General features: G+C 73.0%; 18 protein-coding genes. 10 read left to right on the plus strand and 8 right to left on the minus strand.

Translation table 11 applies throughout. The annotated features are described in order from the left end of the window. Window positions 1-15: 15 nt before the first annotated feature. The 9 genes from ACWD26_RS35850 to ACWD26_RS35890 all read left to right on the plus strand — a co-directional run bounded on the left by ACWD26_RS35850 (window position 16) and on the right by ACWD26_RS35890 (window position 8,209). Window positions 16-1,308 (plus strand): beta-ketoacyl-[acyl-carrier-protein] synthase family protein, encoded by a 1,293-nt coding sequence (locus ACWD26_RS35850; RefSeq protein ID WP_451276479.1) that lies wholly within the window; start codon window positions 16-18, stop codon window positions 1,306-1,308. Next, window positions 1,305-2,123 (plus strand): alpha/beta fold hydrolase, encoded by an 819-nt coding sequence (locus ACWD26_RS35855; protein WP_451276481.1) that lies wholly within the window; start codon window positions 1,305-1,307, stop codon window positions 2,121-2,123. Before ACWD26_RS35850 ends, ACWD26_RS35855 begins: the two co-directional genes overlap by 4 nt. Further along, the gene (locus ACWD26_RS35860; RefSeq protein WP_451276482.1) at window positions 2,120-3,091 is read left to right on the plus strand and encodes a hypothetical protein; all 972 of its coding nucleotides are present in this window, start codon (window positions 2,120-2,122) and stop codon (window positions 3,089-3,091) included. Before ACWD26_RS35855 ends, ACWD26_RS35860 begins: the two co-directional genes overlap by 4 nt. Beyond that, a complete protein-coding gene (locus ACWD26_RS35865; RefSeq protein ID WP_451276484.1) occupies window positions 3,088-4,212 on the plus strand; it encodes a beta-ketoacyl synthase N-terminal-like domain-containing protein in 1,125 nt (374 codons plus the stop codon). Before ACWD26_RS35860 ends, ACWD26_RS35865 begins: the two co-directional genes overlap by 4 nt. 315 nt (window positions 4,213-4,527) lie before the next feature. Further along, window positions 4,528-4,959, plus strand: coding sequence for a hypothetical protein (locus ACWD26_RS35870; protein WP_451276486.1), 432 nt, complete (start codon window positions 4,528-4,530; stop codon window positions 4,957-4,959). Next, window positions 4,956-5,483 carry a 3-hydroxyacyl-ACP dehydratase FabZ family protein gene (locus tag ACWD26_RS35875; RefSeq protein ID WP_451276488.1) on the plus strand — a complete coding sequence of 176 codons (528 nt, stop codon included), beginning with the start codon at window positions 4,956-4,958 and terminating at the stop codon, window positions 5,481-5,483. The genes ACWD26_RS35870 and ACWD26_RS35875 overlap by 4 nt, the downstream gene beginning before the upstream one ends. Then, entirely contained in the window at window positions 5,480-6,235 is a 756-nt protein-coding gene (gene fabG, locus ACWD26_RS35880; RefSeq protein WP_451276490.1) for a 3-oxoacyl-[acyl-carrier-protein] reductase, read from the plus strand. Before ACWD26_RS35875 ends, fabG begins: the two co-directional genes overlap by 4 nt. Then, window positions 6,235-6,984, plus strand: coding sequence for a DsbA family protein (locus tag ACWD26_RS35885; RefSeq protein ID WP_451276492.1), 750 nt, complete (start codon window positions 6,235-6,237; stop codon window positions 6,982-6,984). Before fabG ends, ACWD26_RS35885 begins: the two co-directional genes overlap by 1 nt. Window positions 6,985-7,015: 31 nt before the next feature. Continuing rightward, entirely contained in the window at window positions 7,016-8,209 is a 1,194-nt protein-coding gene (locus tag ACWD26_RS35890) for an acyl-CoA dehydrogenase family protein (RefSeq protein WP_451276494.1), read from the plus strand. 33 nt (window positions 8,210-8,242) lie between these two features. Here the strand turns inward: ACWD26_RS35890 and ACWD26_RS35895 are convergent, their stop codons facing one another. The 8 genes from ACWD26_RS35895 to ACWD26_RS35930 all read right to left on the minus strand — a co-directional run bounded on the left by ACWD26_RS35895 (window position 8,243) and on the right by ACWD26_RS35930 (window position 17,377). Continuing rightward, a complete protein-coding gene (locus tag ACWD26_RS35895) occupies window positions 8,243-8,995 on the minus strand; it encodes an AfsR/SARP family transcriptional regulator (protein ID WP_451276496.1) in 753 nt (250 codons plus the stop codon). 287 nt (window positions 8,996-9,282) lie between these two features. After that, complete coding sequence (locus ACWD26_RS35900; protein ID WP_451276498.1) at window positions 9,283-11,517, minus strand: MMPL family transporter; 2,235 nt, start codon at window positions 11,515-11,517, stop codon at window positions 9,283-9,285. Between the two features lie 271 nt (window positions 11,518-11,788). Further along, window positions 11,789-12,514 (minus strand): hypothetical protein, encoded by a 726-nt coding sequence (locus tag ACWD26_RS35905; protein ID WP_451276500.1) that lies wholly within the window; start codon window positions 12,512-12,514, stop codon window positions 11,789-11,791. 5 nt (window positions 12,515-12,519) lie between these two features. Continuing rightward, window positions 12,520-13,401, minus strand: a complete 882-nt coding sequence (locus ACWD26_RS35910; protein WP_451276502.1) for a hypothetical protein — start codon at window positions 13,399-13,401, stop codon at window positions 12,520-12,522. A gap of 2 nt (window positions 13,402-13,403) precedes the next feature. After that, window positions 13,404-13,688, minus strand: a complete 285-nt coding sequence (locus tag ACWD26_RS35915) for an acyl carrier protein (protein ID WP_451276504.1) — start codon at window positions 13,686-13,688, stop codon at window positions 13,404-13,406. A 62-nt stretch (window positions 13,689-13,750) separates the two neighbouring features. Further along, complete coding sequence (locus ACWD26_RS35920) at window positions 13,751-15,052, minus strand: type III PLP-dependent enzyme (protein WP_451276506.1); 1,302 nt, start codon at window positions 15,050-15,052, stop codon at window positions 13,751-13,753. Then, window positions 15,042-16,427 (minus strand): preATP grasp domain-containing protein, encoded by a 1,386-nt coding sequence (locus ACWD26_RS35925; RefSeq protein ID WP_451276508.1) that lies wholly within the window; start codon window positions 16,425-16,427, stop codon window positions 15,042-15,044. The genes ACWD26_RS35920 and ACWD26_RS35925 overlap by 11 nt, the downstream gene beginning before the upstream one ends. Before the next feature lie 20 nt (window positions 16,428-16,447). Then, window positions 16,448-17,377 (minus strand): 3-oxoacyl-[acyl-carrier-protein] synthase III C-terminal domain-containing protein, encoded by a 930-nt coding sequence (locus tag ACWD26_RS35930; protein ID WP_451276510.1) that lies wholly within the window; start codon window positions 17,375-17,377, stop codon window positions 16,448-16,450. 155 nt (window positions 17,378-17,532) lie between these two features. On the opposite strand from ACWD26_RS35930, the gene sbnB reads away from it, so the two are divergent. Continuing rightward, window positions 17,533-18,600 (plus strand): 2,3-diaminopropionate biosynthesis protein SbnB, encoded by a 1,068-nt coding sequence (gene sbnB, locus ACWD26_RS35935; protein ID WP_451276511.1) that lies wholly within the window; start codon window positions 17,533-17,535, stop codon window positions 18,598-18,600. Window position 18,601: the final 1 nt, after the last annotated feature.

The raw sequence follows: 18,601 nt of genomic DNA on the forward strand, positions 1-18,601 counted from the left end.
AGACGGGAGACAGTGGTGAACAGTGAGCACCGGACACCGCGCCGGGTCGTCATCACCGGGCTGGGCGTCGTCACCAGCATCGGAACCGGGCCGGCGGCATTCCTCGCCGGGCTCCGGACGGGCCGAAGCGGCGTCAAGCCGATCACGTCCTTCGACACGTCCGGTTACGCCCACGCCAACGGCTGCGAGATAGCCGACTTCGACCCGGCCGAGTGGATCGAGCACATCGACCCCGACGAGCTCGGCCGGGCCAGTCAGTTCTCCGTCGCGGCGGCCCGTATGGCCGTCGCCGACGCGGGCGTGGACGTCGAGGCGCTGCGCGAGCGCCGCGCCCTCGTCGCCATCGGCACCACGGACGGCGAGTCGCACGACCTCGACGTCCTGATGGAGCGGCAGCTGGCGGACGGGCCGGAGCGGCTCGACCCGGTCGTGGCGCGACGCTCGTCGGCCGGGCTGCTCTCCAGCAGCGTGGTGCGCGAACTGGCCCTCACCGACGTCGAGGCCGTGACCATCCCGACCGCCTGCGCGGCGGGCAACTACGCCATCGGCTCCGGTTTCGACGCCATCCGGACAGGCGAGACCGAGGTGGCTCTCGCCGGCGGCGCCGACGCGGTCTGCCGCAAGACCTTCACCGGCTTCTACCGGCTGGGCACCATCGCACCGAAGGTGTGCCAGCCGTTCGACGTCGACCGCCAGGGCATCCTCACCGGGGAGGGCGCCGGAGTCCTCTTCATGGAGAGCCTCGACTCCGCGCTGGCGCGCGGCGCCCGCATCTACGCCGAGGTCCTCGGGTACGGGCTGAACTGCGACGCCCACCACCCGGTCGCCCCGGACAGGGACAGCCTCGCCGCCTGCATGGACCTCGCCCACCGCAACGCCGGAGTGAAGCCCGAGGACATCGACTTCATCTCGGCGCACGGCACCGGCACCCAGGCCAACGACGTCACCGAGGCCGGGGCCATCCGCCAGGTGTTCCCCGAGCCGCCCCCCACCGTGTCCATCAAGTCGATGCTCGGCCACACCATGGGCGCCGCCAGCGCCCTTGCCACGGCCGCGTGCGCTCTCGCCGTCACCGAGGGGTTCATCCCGCCGACCATCAACCACCGGCGGACCGACCCCGACTGCGGCCTGGACCCGGTGCCCAACGAGGCACGCCCCGCCGACGTGCGGATCGTGCAGAACAACGCCCTCGCCTTCGCCGGCAACAACGCCGTACTGATCGTCGGACGGTACGAGGGCGGCGGTACGGGCGGGGCGGGCACCTCACCGGCCGCGCCGGACCGCGCCACCGGCGGTGCCCCGGCATGAGCGTCCGTACGATCGCGAGCGCGCCGGGCGCGGACCTGGCCGGTGCGCCGCGGCTGCGCCGGGCCGCCCGCACCGGCGGCGGCCGCAGAGTCCTGCTGCTGCACGGACTGGGGGGCAAGGCCACCGTGTGGGACCGCCTCGTGGAGAGGGCGGACGACTCCCTGGAGCTGTGGGACGTCGACCTGCCGTGGAGGGCCATGGCCGACAGCGACGGGTGGGGCTCCCTGCCCGACCCGGTGCGGTTCCTCGTCGACCTCGTCGACGACCGGTACGAGGCGGTGGTCGCCCACTCGTACGCCGCCAACCTGCTCACCGAGGCGTACGCCGCCGATCGCGTCCCACCCCGCCCCACCGTGCTGATCAGCCCTTTCCACCGGTCCAGTCCGCGCGACTTCGACTGGTCGGTGATCTCCTACTACCTCAACGACTTCCACCGCGTCTTCGAAGAGGCGCTGGAGGTCGGTGAGACCGGCAAGTACCCCAAGGTCCACCGCGACTGGATGGCGCTGCGGCTGCGCGACCAGATCGGCCCGTACGGCTGGATGCGGTTCTTCGAGACCTATCTGCGCTCGCCGTTCCTCGACCTCGGGGCGATCCGCGCCCCGCTGCTCGTGCTGTCCGGCGAGAAGGACATCGCGGCACGGCCCGAGGACGGTCGGGCCCTCGCCGCCGGCACCCCGGGTGCCCGGTTCGAACTCCTCGCCGGCTGCCGCCACTTCCCGATGGTCGAGCAGCCCGGGCCGGTCACCCGGCTCGTGAACCACTTCCTGCGCACCCACCTCCTCTCCGACCTTCACGACCTGGAGACGTCATGACGAACAGCACGACCGCCGGCCCGGACGGCGTGACCCGGCTGGACATCCGGCCCCGCTACGAGGGCTCCAACATCTGCACCTGGATCGGCTTCAAGCACGTCAACTACATGGTCGAGGAAGCCGTCTACGACCACCTTCGGCAGCACGGGCACCCGGCCGGCGGGCTCTACGAGCGCCACGGCCTCGCCGTCGACATCACCGACATCGACACCAAGATCCTCACCGCCTTCCACATCGACGACCTCGCGCATGCCGTGGTGCGCCCCACCCCGGAGAAGGAGAAGGGCGACGGCAAGCGGTTCCTCGTCGAGTTCACCGTGGACCGGGACGGAGAGGCGGTGAAGGCGGTCGTCTCCAAGGTCGCCGTGCAACTGCGGCTCGACCCGCACGGCCACCCCGTCGAGGAGCCGCCCGCCGCGCTCGCCCCGTACGTCGTCGACCGGCTCGGCCCCGGAGCGGAACCCATCCCGGTACCGGAGGGCACCGACCCGCTGGAGCTGCTGACCGAGGGGCGCAACGCCTTCGGATGGGCCTGGCGCATGCCGTACTTCTACTGCCACTTCACCGAGCGCGTGCAGATGTCCGGCTACCTGCGCCAGATGGAGGAGGTCGTCGACCTGTTCCTCGCCGACCGCGGCGTCTCCATCAAGACGCTGCTGGACGAGCAGGACTGGATCCCGGTCGTGCCGCACTCCCGCATCCAGATTCTCGACGAGGCGAAGATGGAGGAGACCCTCTACACCGTCTACACCGTCGAGAACGTCTTCAAGCGTTTCACCTACACCTCCCGCCAGGACACCTACGTGCTGCGCGACGGCCACCTCGTGCCGACCTCCACGGGCCGTATCACCCACGGCTGGGCCGTCATCGAGAACCGCCGCGACTGGAGCCTCGTCGACTTCGACGACCGCCTGCTGAACGCTCTGAACGGCAAGTCCGGAACGACGGCGGGCCGGGGCACGGCATGACCGCCCCGGCCGCACTCGACGCGACGAGCCCCGCCGCGGGCGGGGCGGTGGGGGCGCTGGTGCTGACCGCGTGGTCCGCGGTCTCCCCGTTCGGCACCGGCGCGGACGCCTTCCGCGCCGGGCTGGCGGCCGGCACCGGCGCGGTCACCCCCCTCGACCGCGAGGCCCACCCCGGGCCGTACGAACAGGGCGCCCTGGTCCCGGAGTTCAGCGCCGCCGCCGCGCTGGGCAAGAAGGGCACCCGCACCATGGACCGGGTCACCGCGCTCGCGGTGAGCACGGTGGCGCAGCTCCTCGACGCGGCCGGGCCGGGGCTGCTCGACCGGCCCGAGCGCGTCGGCCTCGTCCTGGGCACCGGATCCGGAAGCGTCCAGAGCATCATGGACTTCACGCGCGACTCGCTCACCGGGGACCGCCCCTACCTGGTGGACCCGGCGCGGTTCCCGAACACCGTGATGAACCGGGCCGCCGGGCAGAGCGCCATCTGGCACGGCATCAAGGGCCCCAACACCACCATCGCGGGGGGCTGGCTGACCGGGCTCCTCGCCCTGGGCTACGCCGCGCGGCTGCTGCGCGGCGGGCACTGCGCCCGGGTGCTGTGCGGGGCCGCCGAGGAGTACTCGACCCAGCGCGCGTGGCTCGAGTGGCACGCGGCGGGCGACAGCGCCGACGGCAGGCCGCCGCTCGGAGAGGGCGGCGCGGCCTGGCTGCTGGAGCCCGCCGCCGAGGCCGAGGCGGCCGGGCGCACGCCCCTCGCCACACTGCTCGGCACCCGGTTCCGGGCTTATCAGGACCCGGCGGACGCCGGCCACGCGCTCACCGCCTGCGTGACCGCCGCCCTCGCGGACGCGGGCGCGGACCCGCGGGACGTGCGCCTCGTCGCGCCGCTCGGCACGCCGGGCGAGGAGGAGGCCGTACGGGCCGCCCTGCCCGACGGCGCACAGCCGCGGTGGCTGCGGTGCCGCCCCCTGCTGGGCGACGCTTCGGCCGCTGCGGGCGGCTTCCAGCTGGCGGCGCTGCTGGCCGCGGCCGGTGAGTCGAAACCGGCGCCGGGTGAGGTGGCGCTGGCCACGGGTATCGACCGGGACGGCACGGTGGGCGTCGCCGTCCTGGGTGCCTAAAGCGTTTCTGACGGCTCCTGACCGGCCGCCAGGCCGGTCAGGCCGACCCGGCCGACCAGGCACGAGCCCGTTCGTGAGGCGCGGACCGCACCACTCAAGCGCTCTTCGAGCGGCCCTGGTGGCAGGCGCATGGCCATGGTGCCGCGCGGTTCGGGCACCGCGGGGAGGTGCGGGCGGGCCCGCGGTGCCGCCCTCGCCCCGACTTTCGCCCTCGCCCCGACTCACGGCCTCGCCCCGACTCTCGGCCGCAGGCCGCGCGGGTGCGCCATGGGCCCTGGACACCGTGACCGTACGACCGTCCGAGGAGAACCGACCATGATGCTCGAACAGGCTCTGACCATCGTCGACGTGGAGCGGGAGTCGGCCCTCGCGGCCGGTGAGGCCGGTCGCCCCGTGAATGTCACCGTACGTGGCACGGTGACCGTGGACGCGGGCGACCCGTTCCTCGAAGGCCACTACCCCGGCTTCCCGCTGGTGCCCGGGTTCGGCCTGGTCCAGTACGTCCACGACCTCGTCATCGGCGCCCTCGGCGCACCCCGCGACCGGCCCGCCGTCGTCGAACGGGCCCGTTTCCTCAGCCCCGTGCGCCCCGGCGAGGAGATCCTCGTCGAGGCACGTCTCGCGCACGACGAGGACGGCGTACGCACCGACGCCGACGTCCTGGCCGACGGCCGCCCCGCCGCCCGTATCCGACTGCGCATGTCGGCCCCGGCCCCCGACCACAGCACCCAGGAGCAGCCCCGATGAACACCGCCCGCGTCATGGCGGTCATCCCGCACCGCCGCCCCGCCCTCCTCGTCGACCGCGTCGTGGAGGTCGAGCCCCGCCGCCGACTGGTCGCCCACAAGGCGGTCACCGTCGCCGAACCCGGCTACGGGCGGCTCGGCGAGGAGCCGGCCGAGGAGGACTGCGCCTATCCGCTGGGCCTGCTCCTGGAGTCCTGGGCGCAGTGCGCCGTGGCGCTGGCCTGCTGGGAGGAGCCCAACCCCGACGTACGCAAGGGCAGGGTCGTGCTCCTTTCCCAGGTCCGCGACGCGCGAGCCCTGGCACCGGTGTACCCGGGCTCCGTCCTGGCCCACGAGGTCAGGGTGGAGCGCGACCTCGGCGACACGTTCCTCGTGACCGGCCGCAGCACCGTCGACGGCGCGCCCGTCCTGGAGATCGGCCAGGTGACGCTGGCGCTGCGCGACGCGGACGTGCTGACCGCCGCGACGGCGCCGACCCCCTCGGCCCCGCCCGCACCCATCCCCACAACCGACGAGAGGGCATGATGTCCGCAGAGGAACACAACCGGCCGGTCGCGCTGGTGACCGGGGGCTCCCGGGGCATCGGACGCGCCGTCGTCACCCGGCTCGCCGCCGACGGCTACGACGTGGCGTTCTGCTACCGGTCCGACCAGGCGGCGGCCCAGGCCGTGGCCAAGGAGGCCGAGGCCGCGGGTGCCGCCGTACTGGCCCGGCGCGTCGACGTGGCGCGACAGTCCGAGGCCGAGGCGTTCGTCAAAGCGGCGGAGAAGGAGCTGGGGCCGGTCCACACGGTCGTCTCCTCCGCCGGCATCGTCCGCGACAACCCGCTCGTCCTCATCGACGAGACGTCCTGGCAGGAAGTGCTGCGCGTCAACCTCGACGGCACGTACCACGTGTGCCGGGCCGCCGTGTTCGCCATGATGAAGCGCCGCGCCGGCACGCTGGTCACCATGTCGTCCGTGGCCGGCGTGTACGGCAACGCCACCCAGACCAACTACTCGGCGTCCAAGGCCGGCATCATCGGCTTCTCCAAGGCGCTCGCCAAGGAGGTCGCCCCGCGCGGCATCCGCGTCAACACCGTCGCGCCCGGCTTCATCGAGACCGACATGACGGCCACGCTGTCCGACGGCGCGGGCGACGCGCTCGCCCGGCGCATCCCGATGGGCCGGTTCGGCCGCGCGGAGGAGGTCGCCGACCTCGTCGCGTTCCTCGCGTCGGACCGCGCCTCGTACATCACCGGGCAGGTGTTCGGTGTCGACGGCGGGCTGGTGCTGTGATGGCACCCACGGCTGCGACCCGTGGCCGCGGCCGCGGTGCCGCCAGGGCTCCGCGTTTCTACTTCTCGCTGCGCAGCCCGTACTCCTGGCTCGCCTACCGTGAACTCCTCGACCGGTACCCGGACATCGTCGAGGCCGTCGAGTGGCGGCCCTTCTTCGAACCCGACGCGACCAGCGAGCGGCTCCTCACCGAGGCGGGCGGCTCCTTCCCGTACACCCCGATGTCCCGCGCCAAGCACCTGTACGTCCTCCAGGACGTGGGGCGGCTGGTGAAGCAGCGCGGGCTCGCCATGACGTGGCCGGTCGACCGGAAGCCGGTGTGGGAGGTGCCCCACCTGGCGTACCTCGTCGCCCGGGACGCCGGGCCCGAGTACGGAGCCCGCTACATCGCCGCCGCGTACCGCACCCGCTGGGAGGAGGGCCGCGACATCTGCGACCGCGCGGTGATCGCCGGGCTCGGCGCCGAACTGGGCCTGGACCCGGACGCCCTGGCGGGCGCCTGCGACGACCCGGAGCTGCGCCGACGCGGGGTACGGGCGCTCCAGGACATCTGCGCCGACGGGGTGTTCGGCGTCCCGTTCTTCGTGCACGGCTTCAGCCGCTACTGGGGCCTGGACCGGCTGCCCGGGTTCGCCGCGCACCTGCGCGCGGACGCTCCGCCCGCCCACGCCCTGCCGGAGCCGACGCCCACCGCCGTCGGAGACGGCGCCCGCGCCACCGACGACGGGCACGCGGGCGGCTGCGGATGACAGGCGTCCGCCCAACAGACCGGAGGGACCGATGACCGACCTCGACGACCGGCTGCGCGGCCTGCGCAGTCAATTCCGGGAGTGGGGACACGACTTCCGCAAGCACGCCCTGGAGATCGACGCGGACCCGGAGGCGATCCGCCGCCACCTCGACCTGCCGGCCGTGCGCTACCTCACCACGATGGGCATCCCCGCGGAGTACGGCAACGCGCCCGAGCCCATCGCGGGCCACCGCGTCCTCGGCGAGAGCGCCCTGGAACGCGCCGTCATCATGGAGGAGCTGGCCTGCGCCGACGCCGGCGTGCTGGTCGCGTCGCCGGGCCCGCTGCTCGCCGGCGTGCTGGTGGACGTACTCGCCGACCGGCGGCAGAAGGAGTGGTTCTACGGGCGGATGGTCGCCGAGCCGCTGTGGACCTGCTTCGCGCTCACCGAGCCCGAGCGCGGCTCCGACGCCGCCGGCCTGACCACCGCGCTCACGCCCGCTGCGGGGGGTGAGGGTTACCTGCTCAACGGCACCAAGCGGTACGTCGGCAACGCCGCCCGCGCCCAGCTCGCCGTGGTCTTCGCCCGCACCCGCCCCGGCCCCCTGGGCGTGACCGCCGCCCTGGTGGACACCGCGCGGGCGCCCGGCTTCCGGGCCCGCCCGCTGCCGATGATCGGGCTGCGGGGCGCCATGATCAGTCACATCGAGCTGGACGGCGTGGAGATCCCGGAGGAGAACCTGCTCGGCCGTCATCTGCCGGCCACCCGGCGCGGCACCTGGGCGTTCGTGCAGACCTTCAACCGGCTGCGGCCCGGCGTGGCCGCCATCGCGATCGGTATCGCCCGCGCCGCGCACACGTACGTCCTGGCCAACCGGCGGGCCCTGAGCCGCGCCGACCGCGACCGGCTCGACACACTCGGTCGCCGTATCGCCGCCACCCGCGCGCTCGTGCACCACGCGGCGGCGGCCGTCGACCTGCGCAGCACCAACGGGCACCTCGCCTCCGCCGCGAAGGTGCGGGCGGCACAGCTCGCCGAGGACGCCACCCGTGAGGCGTGCACGTTCTTCGGGCCCGGCGCCCGGCTCGACCACCCGCTCCTCGACAAGCTGGCGCGGGACGCCCGGGCCATGGAGTTCCTGGAAGGCACGGGGCACATGCAGCGTCTCACCCTGTTCCAGGGCTACACCTCCGGCAAGTTCGACCGGGACGCGCCCTTCCCGGCCGCGTCCCCGGCCGCCTGAACCCCCGTACCTCCACGGGCGCACGGACACCGGTCAGCCCAGCATCGCGTCCTGCGTGAGGATGGACTGGTAGACCTTTGACAGATCACGACCCGGTTCCAGACCGAGCTCCTTGACGAGCCACTGCCGTGTGCGGTGGAAGACGTCGAGGGCCTCGGTCTGTCTGCCGTCCCGGTACAGCGCCAGCATCAGCAACTGGCTCAGCCGTTCCCGTCCAGGGTGCTGGGCGGTGAGCTGCCGCAGCTCCGGGATGACCCCGCGGCCCTCCCCGATCCGCAGCCGTGCCGCCACCAGGTCCTCCCGGGCGCACAGCCGCTGCTCCTCCAGGTGCGCGGCCTCCAAGTGGAGCCGTGGGCCGTCGTACAGGTCGAAGAGGGCGGGGCCGCGCCACAGACCGAGGGCCTCTTCGAGGAGGCGTACGGCCTTGTCGGGGTCGCGCTCGGCGCTGCCCCGGGCGGCGAGTGACAGGAACCGCTGGGCGTCGACGGCGTCCGGCGGGAGGTCCAGCAGATAGCCGCCGCTGACCGTGCGCAGCACCTCGTCGCCGCGCCGGCCGGTGAACGAGCCGAGGATCCTGCGCAGCCGCAGGACGTTGGCCTGGAGCGCGTTGCGCATGTTCTCCAGCTCGCGCTCGCCCCACAGCTCCGTCATGAGCTGCTCGAAGAGGATGGGCGTGCCGGGCGGTAGAGACAGCAGCGCGAGGACGGTACGTACGCGTTTGGACACGACGTGGCGGTGCGTGTCGTCGTGGATGACGGTCACTGATCCGAGCAACTGCACTTCCATGGACTCTCCCCGTTGCGTGCTCCGCGGCCTGGTGGGTGCGGAGCGGCGGTTCAGGTCATTGAGCCATCAAGTGCTCGGCTGCCACTCGGGTGGCCCTCGGCCGGCCATGTGACGGATTCACGTTCCGAGGCCGAAGGCGCGCGGACCCCGGCCACATGCGGGGCCCCCGGCCCGGGCGCTCGGGGCGCTCGGGCCGGGGGTTCCGGGCGGGGATCGGTGCCGGGACCGTGCGGGAGCCGGGCCGGGGGCCGTTCAGGGACTCGGGCCGGGGGCCGAGGTCCGTTCGGTCAGCGCACCGGGTGGGCCGCCGTGGCCCGCTCCGCGCGGGTGCCGACGGCCGGGTCCTGCGTTGCGGCTGCCCGCACTCCCTGGCGGGACGGCCACCACAGGACCGGGGCGAGCAGCTTCAGCGCCGCCGGAAGGATCACGATCCGGATGACCACGACGTCCAGGATCACCGCGACGCACAGGCCGAACCCGAGCTGCTTCATCTCCAGGAGCTCGGTGAACATGAAGCTCACGAAGACGGACACCATCACCACCGCGCCGCCGGTGACCACGCCCGCGGAGCGGCCGATGCCCTCCAGGAGCGCCTCGGTCGTCGAACGGCCGCGCTCCACGGCCTCCTTGACGCGGCTGACCATGAACACGTTGTAGTCGGTGGACAGTCCGAAGAGGATCACGAAGAGGAACAGGGGGACGCGGGAGACGATGAACCCGTCGGTGTCGTAGTCGAGCTGGCGCTGGACCCAGTCGGACTGGAAGACCAGGACGAGCAGTCCGAGCGCGCCGCCGGCGGACGCCACGTTCAGGACGGTGGAGACGACGGCGACCGGCACGGAGCGGAACGCCACCAGCATGACGATCAGGCTGAGCGCGAGGACCGCGCCGATCACCCAGGGCAGCGCGGACATCTGGTGGTCCAGGACGTCGGCGTTGCGGGCCACGTCGCCGGAGACCCCGGCCTCGGTGCCGGGCAGCTTCCCGACCGTGCCGGGCACCAGCTCGTCGCGCAGCAGCCGCAGTACGTCCTGGGCCTTCTCGGAGTCGATCTGGTACGGGGCACGCAGCAGGACCGTCCCGGTGAGTCCGTCGGCGGACATTTCTGTGCGGGCGGCGTCGACGCCGCCGTCCTCGGCGGTGCGCAGCAGCGGCTGCTCGCCCACGGCGTTCACCAGCTCCCGCATGGCCTGCGGCAACTGGTCGCGGTGCGCCTCGTCGGTGCGGACGGCCACCAGGTACGCGGCCCGCTCGGAGGGGAACTGCTCGACCAGCCGGTCGCGGGCCTGGACCGCGGTGACCTTGGGCAGGGTGCTGACCTCGGTGGAGGACAGTTGGATGCCCACGGCGGGCAGGGCGAGGGCACCGACCAGGGCCAGACCGGCGACGAGGGCGGCGACCGGGCGGCGCAGCACCGGGCCGAGCAGCCGCTCCCAGGTGCGGCCGGGGGAGCCGGTGGCGCCGGAGCGGGCGGCGAGCCGGCCGAGCAGCGGCAGCCGCGGGCGGTCCAGGGCACGGCCGAGCTTGACGAGCAGGGCGGGCAGCACGGTCAGGGAGGCGCCGACGACGAGGGCGACGACGATGATGGAGCTGATGGCCAGTGAGGAGAAGACCACGTCGCCGACGACGAACAGGGCGGCGAGGGACACCATCACGGCGCAGCCGGAGACGACGACGGTGCGGCCGGCCGTGGCGGCGGCGATCCGCACGGCGGCCTCCTGGTCGAGGCGGTCGCCGGCACGGGCGCGCTCCTCGCGTACCCGCTTGATGAACAGCAGCGAGTAGTCGACGCCGACGGCCATGCCCATCAGCAGGATCAGGCTGTTGTTGGCGCCGACGCTGGGGAAGACGTGCGAGAACAGCTGTGACAGACCCATGGCGGCGGCGACCGCGGACAGGGCGAGCAGCACCGGCACGCCCGCGGCGACGACCGCGCCGAAGACGACCATGAGGATCACCAGGGTGAGCGGCAGGGTGATGCGCTCGGCGGTGGCGAGGTCCTCGCCCATGGAGTCGGAGACGCCCTGGCCCATGGAGAAGTGACCGGTCTGGGCGACCTCGACGCCGGGGTGCGCCTTCTGGACGGCGGCGGTGCGCTCCAGCAGGGCGGGGATGTCGTCGGAGATCTCGGCGTCCTCGCCGGCCGTCTCCAGCGGCACCAGGACGGCCTGGCCGCTCGGGGCCCACACCGGGTCACCGACCTTGGCGACGGAGGGTGCGCCGGTCATCCGGCGGACGACGTCCCGCGCGGCGGCGGTGGCCGCGTCGCGGTCCAGCTTCTCGCCCTCGCGGGCGGTGATCAGGACCTTCTCCTCCAGCGGGTCGAGGATGCCGCCCCGGTCGGCGATCTCCTCGGCGCGGCCGGCCTCGCCGACCCGGTAGTCGACGCTGTCGGCGGACCGGGTCCCGGCCTGGGCTCCGAGTGCCAGGCACGCGACGACGAGCACCAGCCAGCAGGCCAGCGCCCGCCATGGGTGGCGGGCGCTCCACATCGCCGTCCGGACCGTTAACCGCTGTTCCATCGCAGACTCCCCATTTCCGGGTTCGGGGTTCGGGTGGGCGCTTCGGGTCGGCCCCGGGGCCGGCTCTTCGAGCTCTTCCGGTGACCTGCACCTGCGGCCCTGACAGGCCGCGCTTTGAGGTGTAAGTCAAATCTGACAGGTGTTGTCTCGGGTAGTCAACTGTAGGAAGGGGGTCGGTTGAAGCTGTCCGGAAGTATTCGCTCCGGTGAGCGGGCGAAGAAAAGGCCGGGGCGCGTCGTTCGCACCCCGGCCGTCCTGCCCGAACCGGTGCCTACCAGCATCTCCCCCCGGTCGCGCCGGCGCGCGCCGCCGGCTCCTCCTGCTTCGGGGCCATCGCGTACGCCTCGGCCAACAGCTCCGACACATAGGCCACTTGGCCGGGACCGTCCGCCAGATACCCACTCGCGCCGAGCAGTCTGACCTGCGCCCGGTCGGCGTCCGTCAGCCGCCGCTGCAGGTCCTCCAGCACGGCCGGGGCCACCTGCCCCTCCCGTGCGCCGGTCAGGACCGCACGGACCTCCAGATGCTCCACCAGCGCATCGGCCACGGCCACCTTCACCAGTTGCTGCTGCAACAGCGGCACATCACCGGCCGTACGGCCGCGCAGATGCGCCACCACGGCCTCGCGCAGCGCCTCCGACAGGCCCAGGCGCAGCCACGCGAGCCCCAGCGACCAGCCGGCCCGCCGGTCGGGCGGACCGTACGCCGCCGTGGCGGCGATCTCCTGACGCACCATCACCACCTCGCCGCCCGGCAGATCCACCGACCACAGCTCCTCGGGACCGCCCGGCTGCAGCTCCGCGGGCCGCCCCGCGCACCAGGCGCGCTCCGCCTTCAGCAGAGTCCGCGGCGTCACCACGGCATGCCCGTGCGGCCCGCACGGCAGCAGCCCCGGCAGCACCTCGCGGCACAGCGCCTCCAGCGCGGGCGCGAGCCCCTCGTCGCGGGCGATGCGGTGACAGCGCTCCCAGAACGCCCCGCCCCCGGCGTCCGCCACCCCGCTCACCGCGGGGCCCCCACGGCCCCGGTCGCGCCCTCCGGCTCCACCACGCACACGCCGAAGTCGCCGGCCACCGGGTCGTACTCGGCCAGCACCAGCGGGCGTTCCGCCGGCCGGTCGTCCGCCAGTCGCGCCCACAGCGCCGAGCACGGGAAGCCCTTGGCGGTCTCCCTCACCTCCGCCAGGCCGCCCGGCAGATCGCGGGCCGGCTCGATCCCGGTGCCCGCCACCACCGTGACGTCGCCGCCGTAGGGGCGAAGCTCCCGCTCCAGCAGGACCGGCACCTCGCCGGGCGCCACGCCGGACAGCTGCCGCACCCGCGGCCGCACCCCCGAAGCGTCGTCCGCCGACAGCAGCAACGCCACGCCCGCGTCCCCGCCGAGCGTCGCGTGCTCCGTGTCGTACGGCAGCGTCCCCTGGTCCAGGACGAGCACCAGCGCCTGCCGCAGTCCGTGCCGCCGGACGTAACCGGTGGCCACCCGCAGCGCCGTGAACGGCGTGACGCCGCCCTGCTCCGACACGCCGAAGGCGAGCGGACCGTGAGGCCACGCCTCCGACAGGTACGTGGTCGCCGCGTACCGGCAGTCCAGGTCCGGTGTGGCGTGCGCGACGACCGCCACGCCCACGTCCGCCGCGTCCGTTCCCAGCGACTCCACCAGCGTCCGGGCCATGGACGCGAACGTGTTGCCCGCGCCCGGCCCGGCCAGGTCCGGCCGGTAGGCGCGGCCGTACTCCCCGGCGATGTCCGTGAAGTGCCGTACGGAGAAGGCGTCGTCGATCCGGCTCGTACCGGACGGGAAGACCTGGTGCGCGACCCGTTCCAGGCGCAGCGCGGGCACGTCCGGGGGCAGGTGCGCCGCGGGCACCGCCGCGGTGCGGTACACGGTCAGCCGCCCATCTCGGCGAGCAGGAAGTCGGCCAGCGTGCGCACCGACTCGAAGTGGCTCATCTCCAGGTGGTCGGTGTCGAGCTCGATGCCGAGCGCGTCCTCCAGACCCATCAGCAGCTCGAACACGCCACTGGAGTCCAGGCCGACCTGGTCGAACAGGCGTGAGTCCTCGGTCAGCTCCGGCAACTCGTGGCCGAGCACCTCGGCCAGCGCGGCCGAGACGGCCGCCACGACCTGCGTACGGCCGGCGGTGTTCTGGGCGAGGGAGACGGTGTCAGTCATGGCACAACGGTCCTTTCGGAACGGGTGAAGGGAGGGTCGGCGGGCCCGGCGGGGCCCGGAGTTCAGTCGGCCGAGCCGGCCCGGGACAGCAGCTCCCGCTCCGGCAGCCGCTGGTTGCGCAGCAGGTCGTCGGGCCGGTCCCGGTCGCGCACCAGGTGCGCCCGCCCGTCCAGGACGAGCACCTCGGCCGGGTGGCCGTGGCTGAGGAACAGCACCGGCGACGCGCTCGGCCCGTACGCGCCCGAGCACGCCACGCCGATCAGGTCGCCCGGCCGGACGGCCGGCAGCGGCACCTTCTTGCCGAGCGTGTCGTTCGGGGTGCACAGCGGGCCCGTGACGTTCCACTCGCCGGTCGCCGGCTCGTCGAGCCGGTTGAGGACCCGCATCGGGAAGTTGCGCTTCACGAACGAGCCGATGCCGACCGCCGCCATGTGGTGGTTGGTACCCCCGTCCGCCACCGCGAAGTTCTCCCCCATGGACGTCTTCACGTAGCGGACGCGCGTCGTGTACGTCCCGAACGGGGCCGTCAGATAGCGGCCGAGCTCCATCACCATCCGGGTCGCCGGATGCCGCCGCGCGAACGCGTCCAGCGCCGGGTTGACCAGCTCCGCGAGCCGGTCGAAGTCGAGGTCCTTCTCGTTCTCGAAGTACGCCACACCGAGGCCGCCGCCGACGTCCACCAGCTCCAGCGGGAAGTCCAGCTCCGCCGACAGGCTCTCGGCCAGGTCCAGGATCCGCCGCGTGTTCTCGGCGACGGCGTCCTCGCTGAGGATGCGCGTGCCCATGTAGACCTGGACGCCCGTCACCGCCACGTTCGTCAGGCCGCCCAGCAGCCGCCGCGCGGCCGGGTCGCGCAGCTGCGCCTCGTCGATGCCGAACTGGCGGGGCTTGCCGCCCATCGTCAGGCCCGAGCCCTTCACCGAGAACTCCGGGTTCACACGCAGCGCGACCCGGGCGGTCACCGACCGCTCGCGCGCCAGCCGGTCGATGAGCTCCAGCTCGCCGAACGACTCGCAGATGATGAAGGCGACGCCCTCGTCCAGGCAGGCGGCCAGCTCGCCCCGGCTCTTGCCCGGGCCGAGGAAGATGATGTCGCGCGGGACGACACCGGCGCGGCGCGCGGTGGCCAGCTCCGTCATCGACGAGATCTCGGCGCGCGCGCCGTGCGCGTGCAGCAGCGCGCACACCGCGATGTTCGGGTTGGACTTGAGCGAGAAGAACACCTCCAGGCGGGGGTGCAGCCGTTCCCGGATCGTGGTGATCCGGTCGCGCAGTCCGTTGCCGTCGTAGACGTACAGCGGGGTCCCGAACCGTTCGGCCAGCTCGGTGATCCCGACGCCCTGCACGGTGTGTTCAACGGGCATGGCCCACTCCTCCTGCCAGCAGCCGGGCGGTGACGCCCTCGTCCAGTGCGGTCAGCTCGTCGGCCGACGACGCCACCGCGATTCCGTAGAGGCGCCCGTCGAAGGCACCGGGCGCCACGGCCTGGCCGCCCGCGTTGACGGTCGCGAAGTTGTTGACCAGCAGTCCCGAACCGCCGGCCTCGGTGAGGAGCAGGTCGCCGAGCAGGTCCCTCAGCTCGGTGAAGCCGAGCGGGCGCGTCAGGCGCAGCGGGTAGTGCCGGGCCAGGGCGAGCCGTCCGTCCCCGACGAAGCGCTCCTGGAGACGCACCTGGTACGTGGACATGTTGTTGCGGGCGTTGATCTCGATCACCGGCCACACCGCGTCGTCCCCGTCGAGCAGCGCGTCCACACCGACCACGCCCGCGTAGCCGTCGGCGGCCAGCCGCTTGCCCACCGCCTGCGCGGTCTCCCGCAGCACCGCGTCCTGGGCGGGGGAGAGCCGGGCCGGGAAGCGGTGCCCCTTGTGCACACCACCCTCGGTGACCGCGCGCTTGACGAAGTCGAAGTGCACGGACCCGTCCCGGCCCACCGTGAACTGGTAGTTCAGGTCGCCCTGGTGGGGCACCCACTCCTCGACCACGAACGCGATCCGGGGCCGGCCCGAGCGCTCCACGCGCTGCCGCACCATGCGCAGCACCCGGTCCATCCAGCGCTCGCTCTCCAGCACCACGATGCCCTTGCCCGAGACCCCGAAGGCCTCCTTGACGACCGTACGGCGGCCTTGGGCGTGCAGCTCACGGGCCCGGTCCAGGGCCTCGGCCAGCTCCTCGACGCTCTCGCAGGTCCAGCCGGCCGGCTGGCGCACGCCCAGTTCGTCGGCGACGCGGCGGCTGTAGATCTTGCTGTTGACCGCCTTGCACAGCTCGGCCCCGGGGGCGGCGAGCGCCATGCCCGTGACCGAGGACAGCTCCTCCTCCAGAACGGAGACACCGTGCGGAGAGAGCCGGGCGCCGTCGGCGGCGAGCCCGCGCAGGGTGCCGAGGAGCGCGGGGTCGGCGAGGACGTCCTCGGTGACCTTGCGCTGGGAGTCCTGGACGGCCACGACATGGACGGTCGGCAGGCCGAGCCCGAGCTGTTCGAGGTGGGCCAGATACGCCGGGTCGGGCGCGGTCTTCAGCACCACGTGGTCGGCCTCGCCCGCGAGCAGCAGCGCGAACTCGTCCATGCGGTTGACCACCGCGTTGCCGGAGAGGGCGGAGAACCGCGGCAGTGTGTGTTCGCCGCGCGCCCACACCTCCTCCACCTCGAAGTTGCCCAGGAACACCAGGGGCGTGTCGTCGGCGCCGGTCACGGCGCGCTTCAGCCGGCTCCCGAAGCCGGCCACCAGTTCGTGCATGTCGTCGTCCCTCGCCCTCGCTAGTGCTGGAATACGGCCGCGGCGAAGGACTGTCCGAGCCCCGCCGAGGTCATGAGGTAGTGGTCGCCCGGTTTGAGCAGGCCAAGGTCGCGCACGGAGCGGTAGTTGATGAACGGATCGGCGCAGAAGCAGTGGGCGGTGGCCGCGATGTTGTCCAGGTACATGGCGCCGGCCGGGATGCCGAGGTTCTTGGCGGCGACCGTCCACGACACCCGGTTGACGTTGTGCGGCAGGACGAGCGCCAGGTCGCCGACGCGGAGGCCGGCCTCGTCGAGTGCCGCCGTGACGACCTCTTCCAGGGCGTCCTGGTAGATGCGGACGGCCTCCTTGGCGAGGTCGCCCACGAGGTCGATGAGCCCGTCCTCGCGACCGCGGATGCGGGCGGCGTATCCGACCATCCGGTCGCGGTCGCCGCCCGGGCCGACCAGCACGGCCGCCGTCGCCTCGCTCATGATCGACACGTCGGCGACCCACTGCGAGAACGGCGTGAGTGTCTTGTCCCCGGCGAGGATCAGCGCGAGTGCGTCCGGGTCGCCGTCGGCCTCCAGCAGCATGCCGGCCACGTCCAGGGCGAGCAGGCCCGTGGCGCAGCCGTGGTCGGCCACCGCGAACGTGCGGGCGTGGCGCAGCCCCAGCGCGTCCCGCACCTCCCGCAGCGGATTGACGGGGTAAGGAGCAGTGGTACGCAGTCCCTTGGCCCGGATGACGTACCGGACCCGGTCCTCCTGCCCGGCCAGCCCCTCCAGCTTCTCGGCCGCGGCGAGCAGCAGCTCGCTCTCCGACCGGTCGGGCTCCTTGCAGATCCGGTCCAGCCCGTAGAGCCGGGTGAACCGCCGCACCTGCTGGTCGCTGAGACCCAGGGTTTCCTTCAGGGCATCCACCGGCACGGTCTCCGGCAGATGACTCGACACCGCCACCAATGAGGTCATGCGCCGCACGCTAGGCAGCCGGGCTGACCCACCACTGACACCGGACTGACCGTCCTGTCCCCGCCGGTGCGGGTCAGTTGGGCGTCAGCGGGCCGTCAGCGGGTCTGCCCAGCATGTGCGGTGTCCGTATCGCCGTGTCAGGGAGCGTGGAGCAGATGCCGGTGACGCACTCGGAGCCGGGGCCGGTGGCCCGGCCGACCTTCGCCGTGGTTCCAGGGACGCAGGTCAACGCCGTCCTGCGCGGGCGGGAGAAGCAGGTCATCGACCTGGTGGAAGCGGCCTACCGGCTGCACGGGGCCGGTGGGACGGTCAACCCCGACTCGTACTTCCTGCGCTTCCCCGACCGCCCGGACGCGCGGATCATCGCCCTCCCCGCGTCGCTCGGGGGCGACAGTGCCGTCGACGGCATCAAGTGGATCTCCAGCTTCCCGGCGAACGTCGCCTCCGGGCTGCCCCGCGCCTCCGCCGTCCTGATCCTCAACGACCCCGTCACCGGGTACCCGTACGCGTGCCTGGAGTCGTCCGTCATCAGCGCCTCCCGTACGGCCGCCTCCGCCGCGCTCGCCGCGGACGCGCTCAGCCGGGCCCGGGGCGAGGAGCGGCCGCGGCGCGTCGGGTTCATCGGGACCGGGCTCATCGGCCGGTTCATCCACACCTATCTCGCCGCCGCCGGCTGGGAGTTCGACGAGATCGGCGTGCACGATCTGAAGGCGGAGCACGCCGACGCGTTCCGCGGCTACCTCCGGCGAGGCACGCACGGCGGCACGTCCGTCGTGGTGCACGACACCGCGGAGAGCCTGATCCGGTCCTGCGACCTCGTCGTCCTCGCCACCGTCGCCGGTGCCCCGTACCTGAACGATCCCGCGTGGTTCGAGCACGCCCCGCTGGTTCTCAACATCTCGCTGCGTGACCTCGCCCCCGAGGTCGTGCTCGACGCCGTCAACGTGGTGGACGACGTCGACCACTGTCTGAAGGCCAACACGTCCGTGCACCTGGCCGAACTGCGCACCGGCAACCGGGAGTTCCTCAGCGGCACGCTGTGCGACGTCCTGACCGGGGCGGTACGGCCCGAGGGCGGGCGGCCGCTGGTGTTCTCGCCGTTCGGACTCGGTGTCCTGGACCTCGCCGTCGGCCGGTTCGTGTACGAGGAGGTCGCCCGAGGCGGCGAACTCGCGGTCACGGACGGATTCTTCGATGAACTCGATCGCTATGGGAAGAGCTGAG

Source organism: Streptomyces sp. NPDC002787, from assembly GCF_053592095.1.

What these genes read in the sequence shown, in the direction of transcription:
- ACWD26_RS35855 (WP_451276481.1), top strand. Translation starts at nt 1,305, where the DNA reads ATGAGCGTCCGTACGATCGCGAGCGCGCCGGGCGCGGACCTGGCCGGT.
- ACWD26_RS35860 (WP_451276482.1), top strand. Translation starts at nt 2,120, where the DNA reads ATGACGAACAGCACGACCGCCGGCCCGGACGGCGTGACCCGGCTGGAC.
- ACWD26_RS35865 (WP_451276484.1), top strand. Translation starts at nt 3,088, where the DNA reads ATGACCGCCCCGGCCGCACTCGACGCGACGAGCCCCGCCGCGGGCGGG.
- ACWD26_RS35870 (WP_451276486.1), top strand. Translation starts at nt 4,528, where the DNA reads ATGATGCTCGAACAGGCTCTGACCATCGTCGACGTGGAGCGGGAGTCG.
- ACWD26_RS35875 (WP_451276488.1), top strand. Translation starts at nt 4,956, where the DNA reads ATGAACACCGCCCGCGTCATGGCGGTCATCCCGCACCGCCGCCCCGCC.
- fabG (WP_451276490.1), top strand. Translation starts at nt 5,480, where the DNA reads ATGATGTCCGCAGAGGAACACAACCGGCCGGTCGCGCTGGTGACCGGG.
- ACWD26_RS35885 (WP_451276492.1), top strand. Translation starts at nt 6,235, where the DNA reads ATGGCACCCACGGCTGCGACCCGTGGCCGCGGCCGCGGTGCCGCCAGG.
- ACWD26_RS35890 (WP_451276494.1), top strand. Translation starts at nt 7,016, where the DNA reads ATGACCGACCTCGACGACCGGCTGCGCGGCCTGCGCAGTCAATTCCGG.
- ACWD26_RS35895 (WP_451276496.1), bottom strand. Translation starts at nt 8,995, where the DNA reads ATGGAAGTGCAGTTGCTCGGATCAGTGACCGTCATCCACGACGACACG.
- ACWD26_RS35900 (WP_451276498.1), bottom strand. Translation starts at nt 11,517, where the DNA reads ATGGAACAGCGGTTAACGGTCCGGACGGCGATGTGGAGCGCCCGCCAC.
- ACWD26_RS35915 (WP_451276504.1), bottom strand. Translation starts at nt 13,688, where the DNA reads ATGACTGACACCGTCTCCCTCGCCCAGAACACCGCCGGCCGTACGCAG.
- ACWD26_RS35920 (WP_451276506.1), bottom strand. Translation starts at nt 15,052, where the DNA reads ATGCCCGTTGAACACACCGTGCAGGGCGTCGGGATCACCGAGCTGGCC.
- ACWD26_RS35925 (WP_451276508.1), bottom strand. Translation starts at nt 16,427, where the DNA reads ATGCACGAACTGGTGGCCGGCTTCGGGAGCCGGCTGAAGCGCGCCGTG.
- ACWD26_RS35930 (WP_451276510.1), bottom strand. Translation starts at nt 17,377, where the DNA reads ATGACCTCATTGGTGGCGGTGTCGAGTCATCTGCCGGAGACCGTGCCG.
- sbnB (WP_451276511.1), top strand. Translation starts at nt 17,533, where the DNA reads ATGCCGGTGACGCACTCGGAGCCGGGGCCGGTGGCCCGGCCGACCTTC.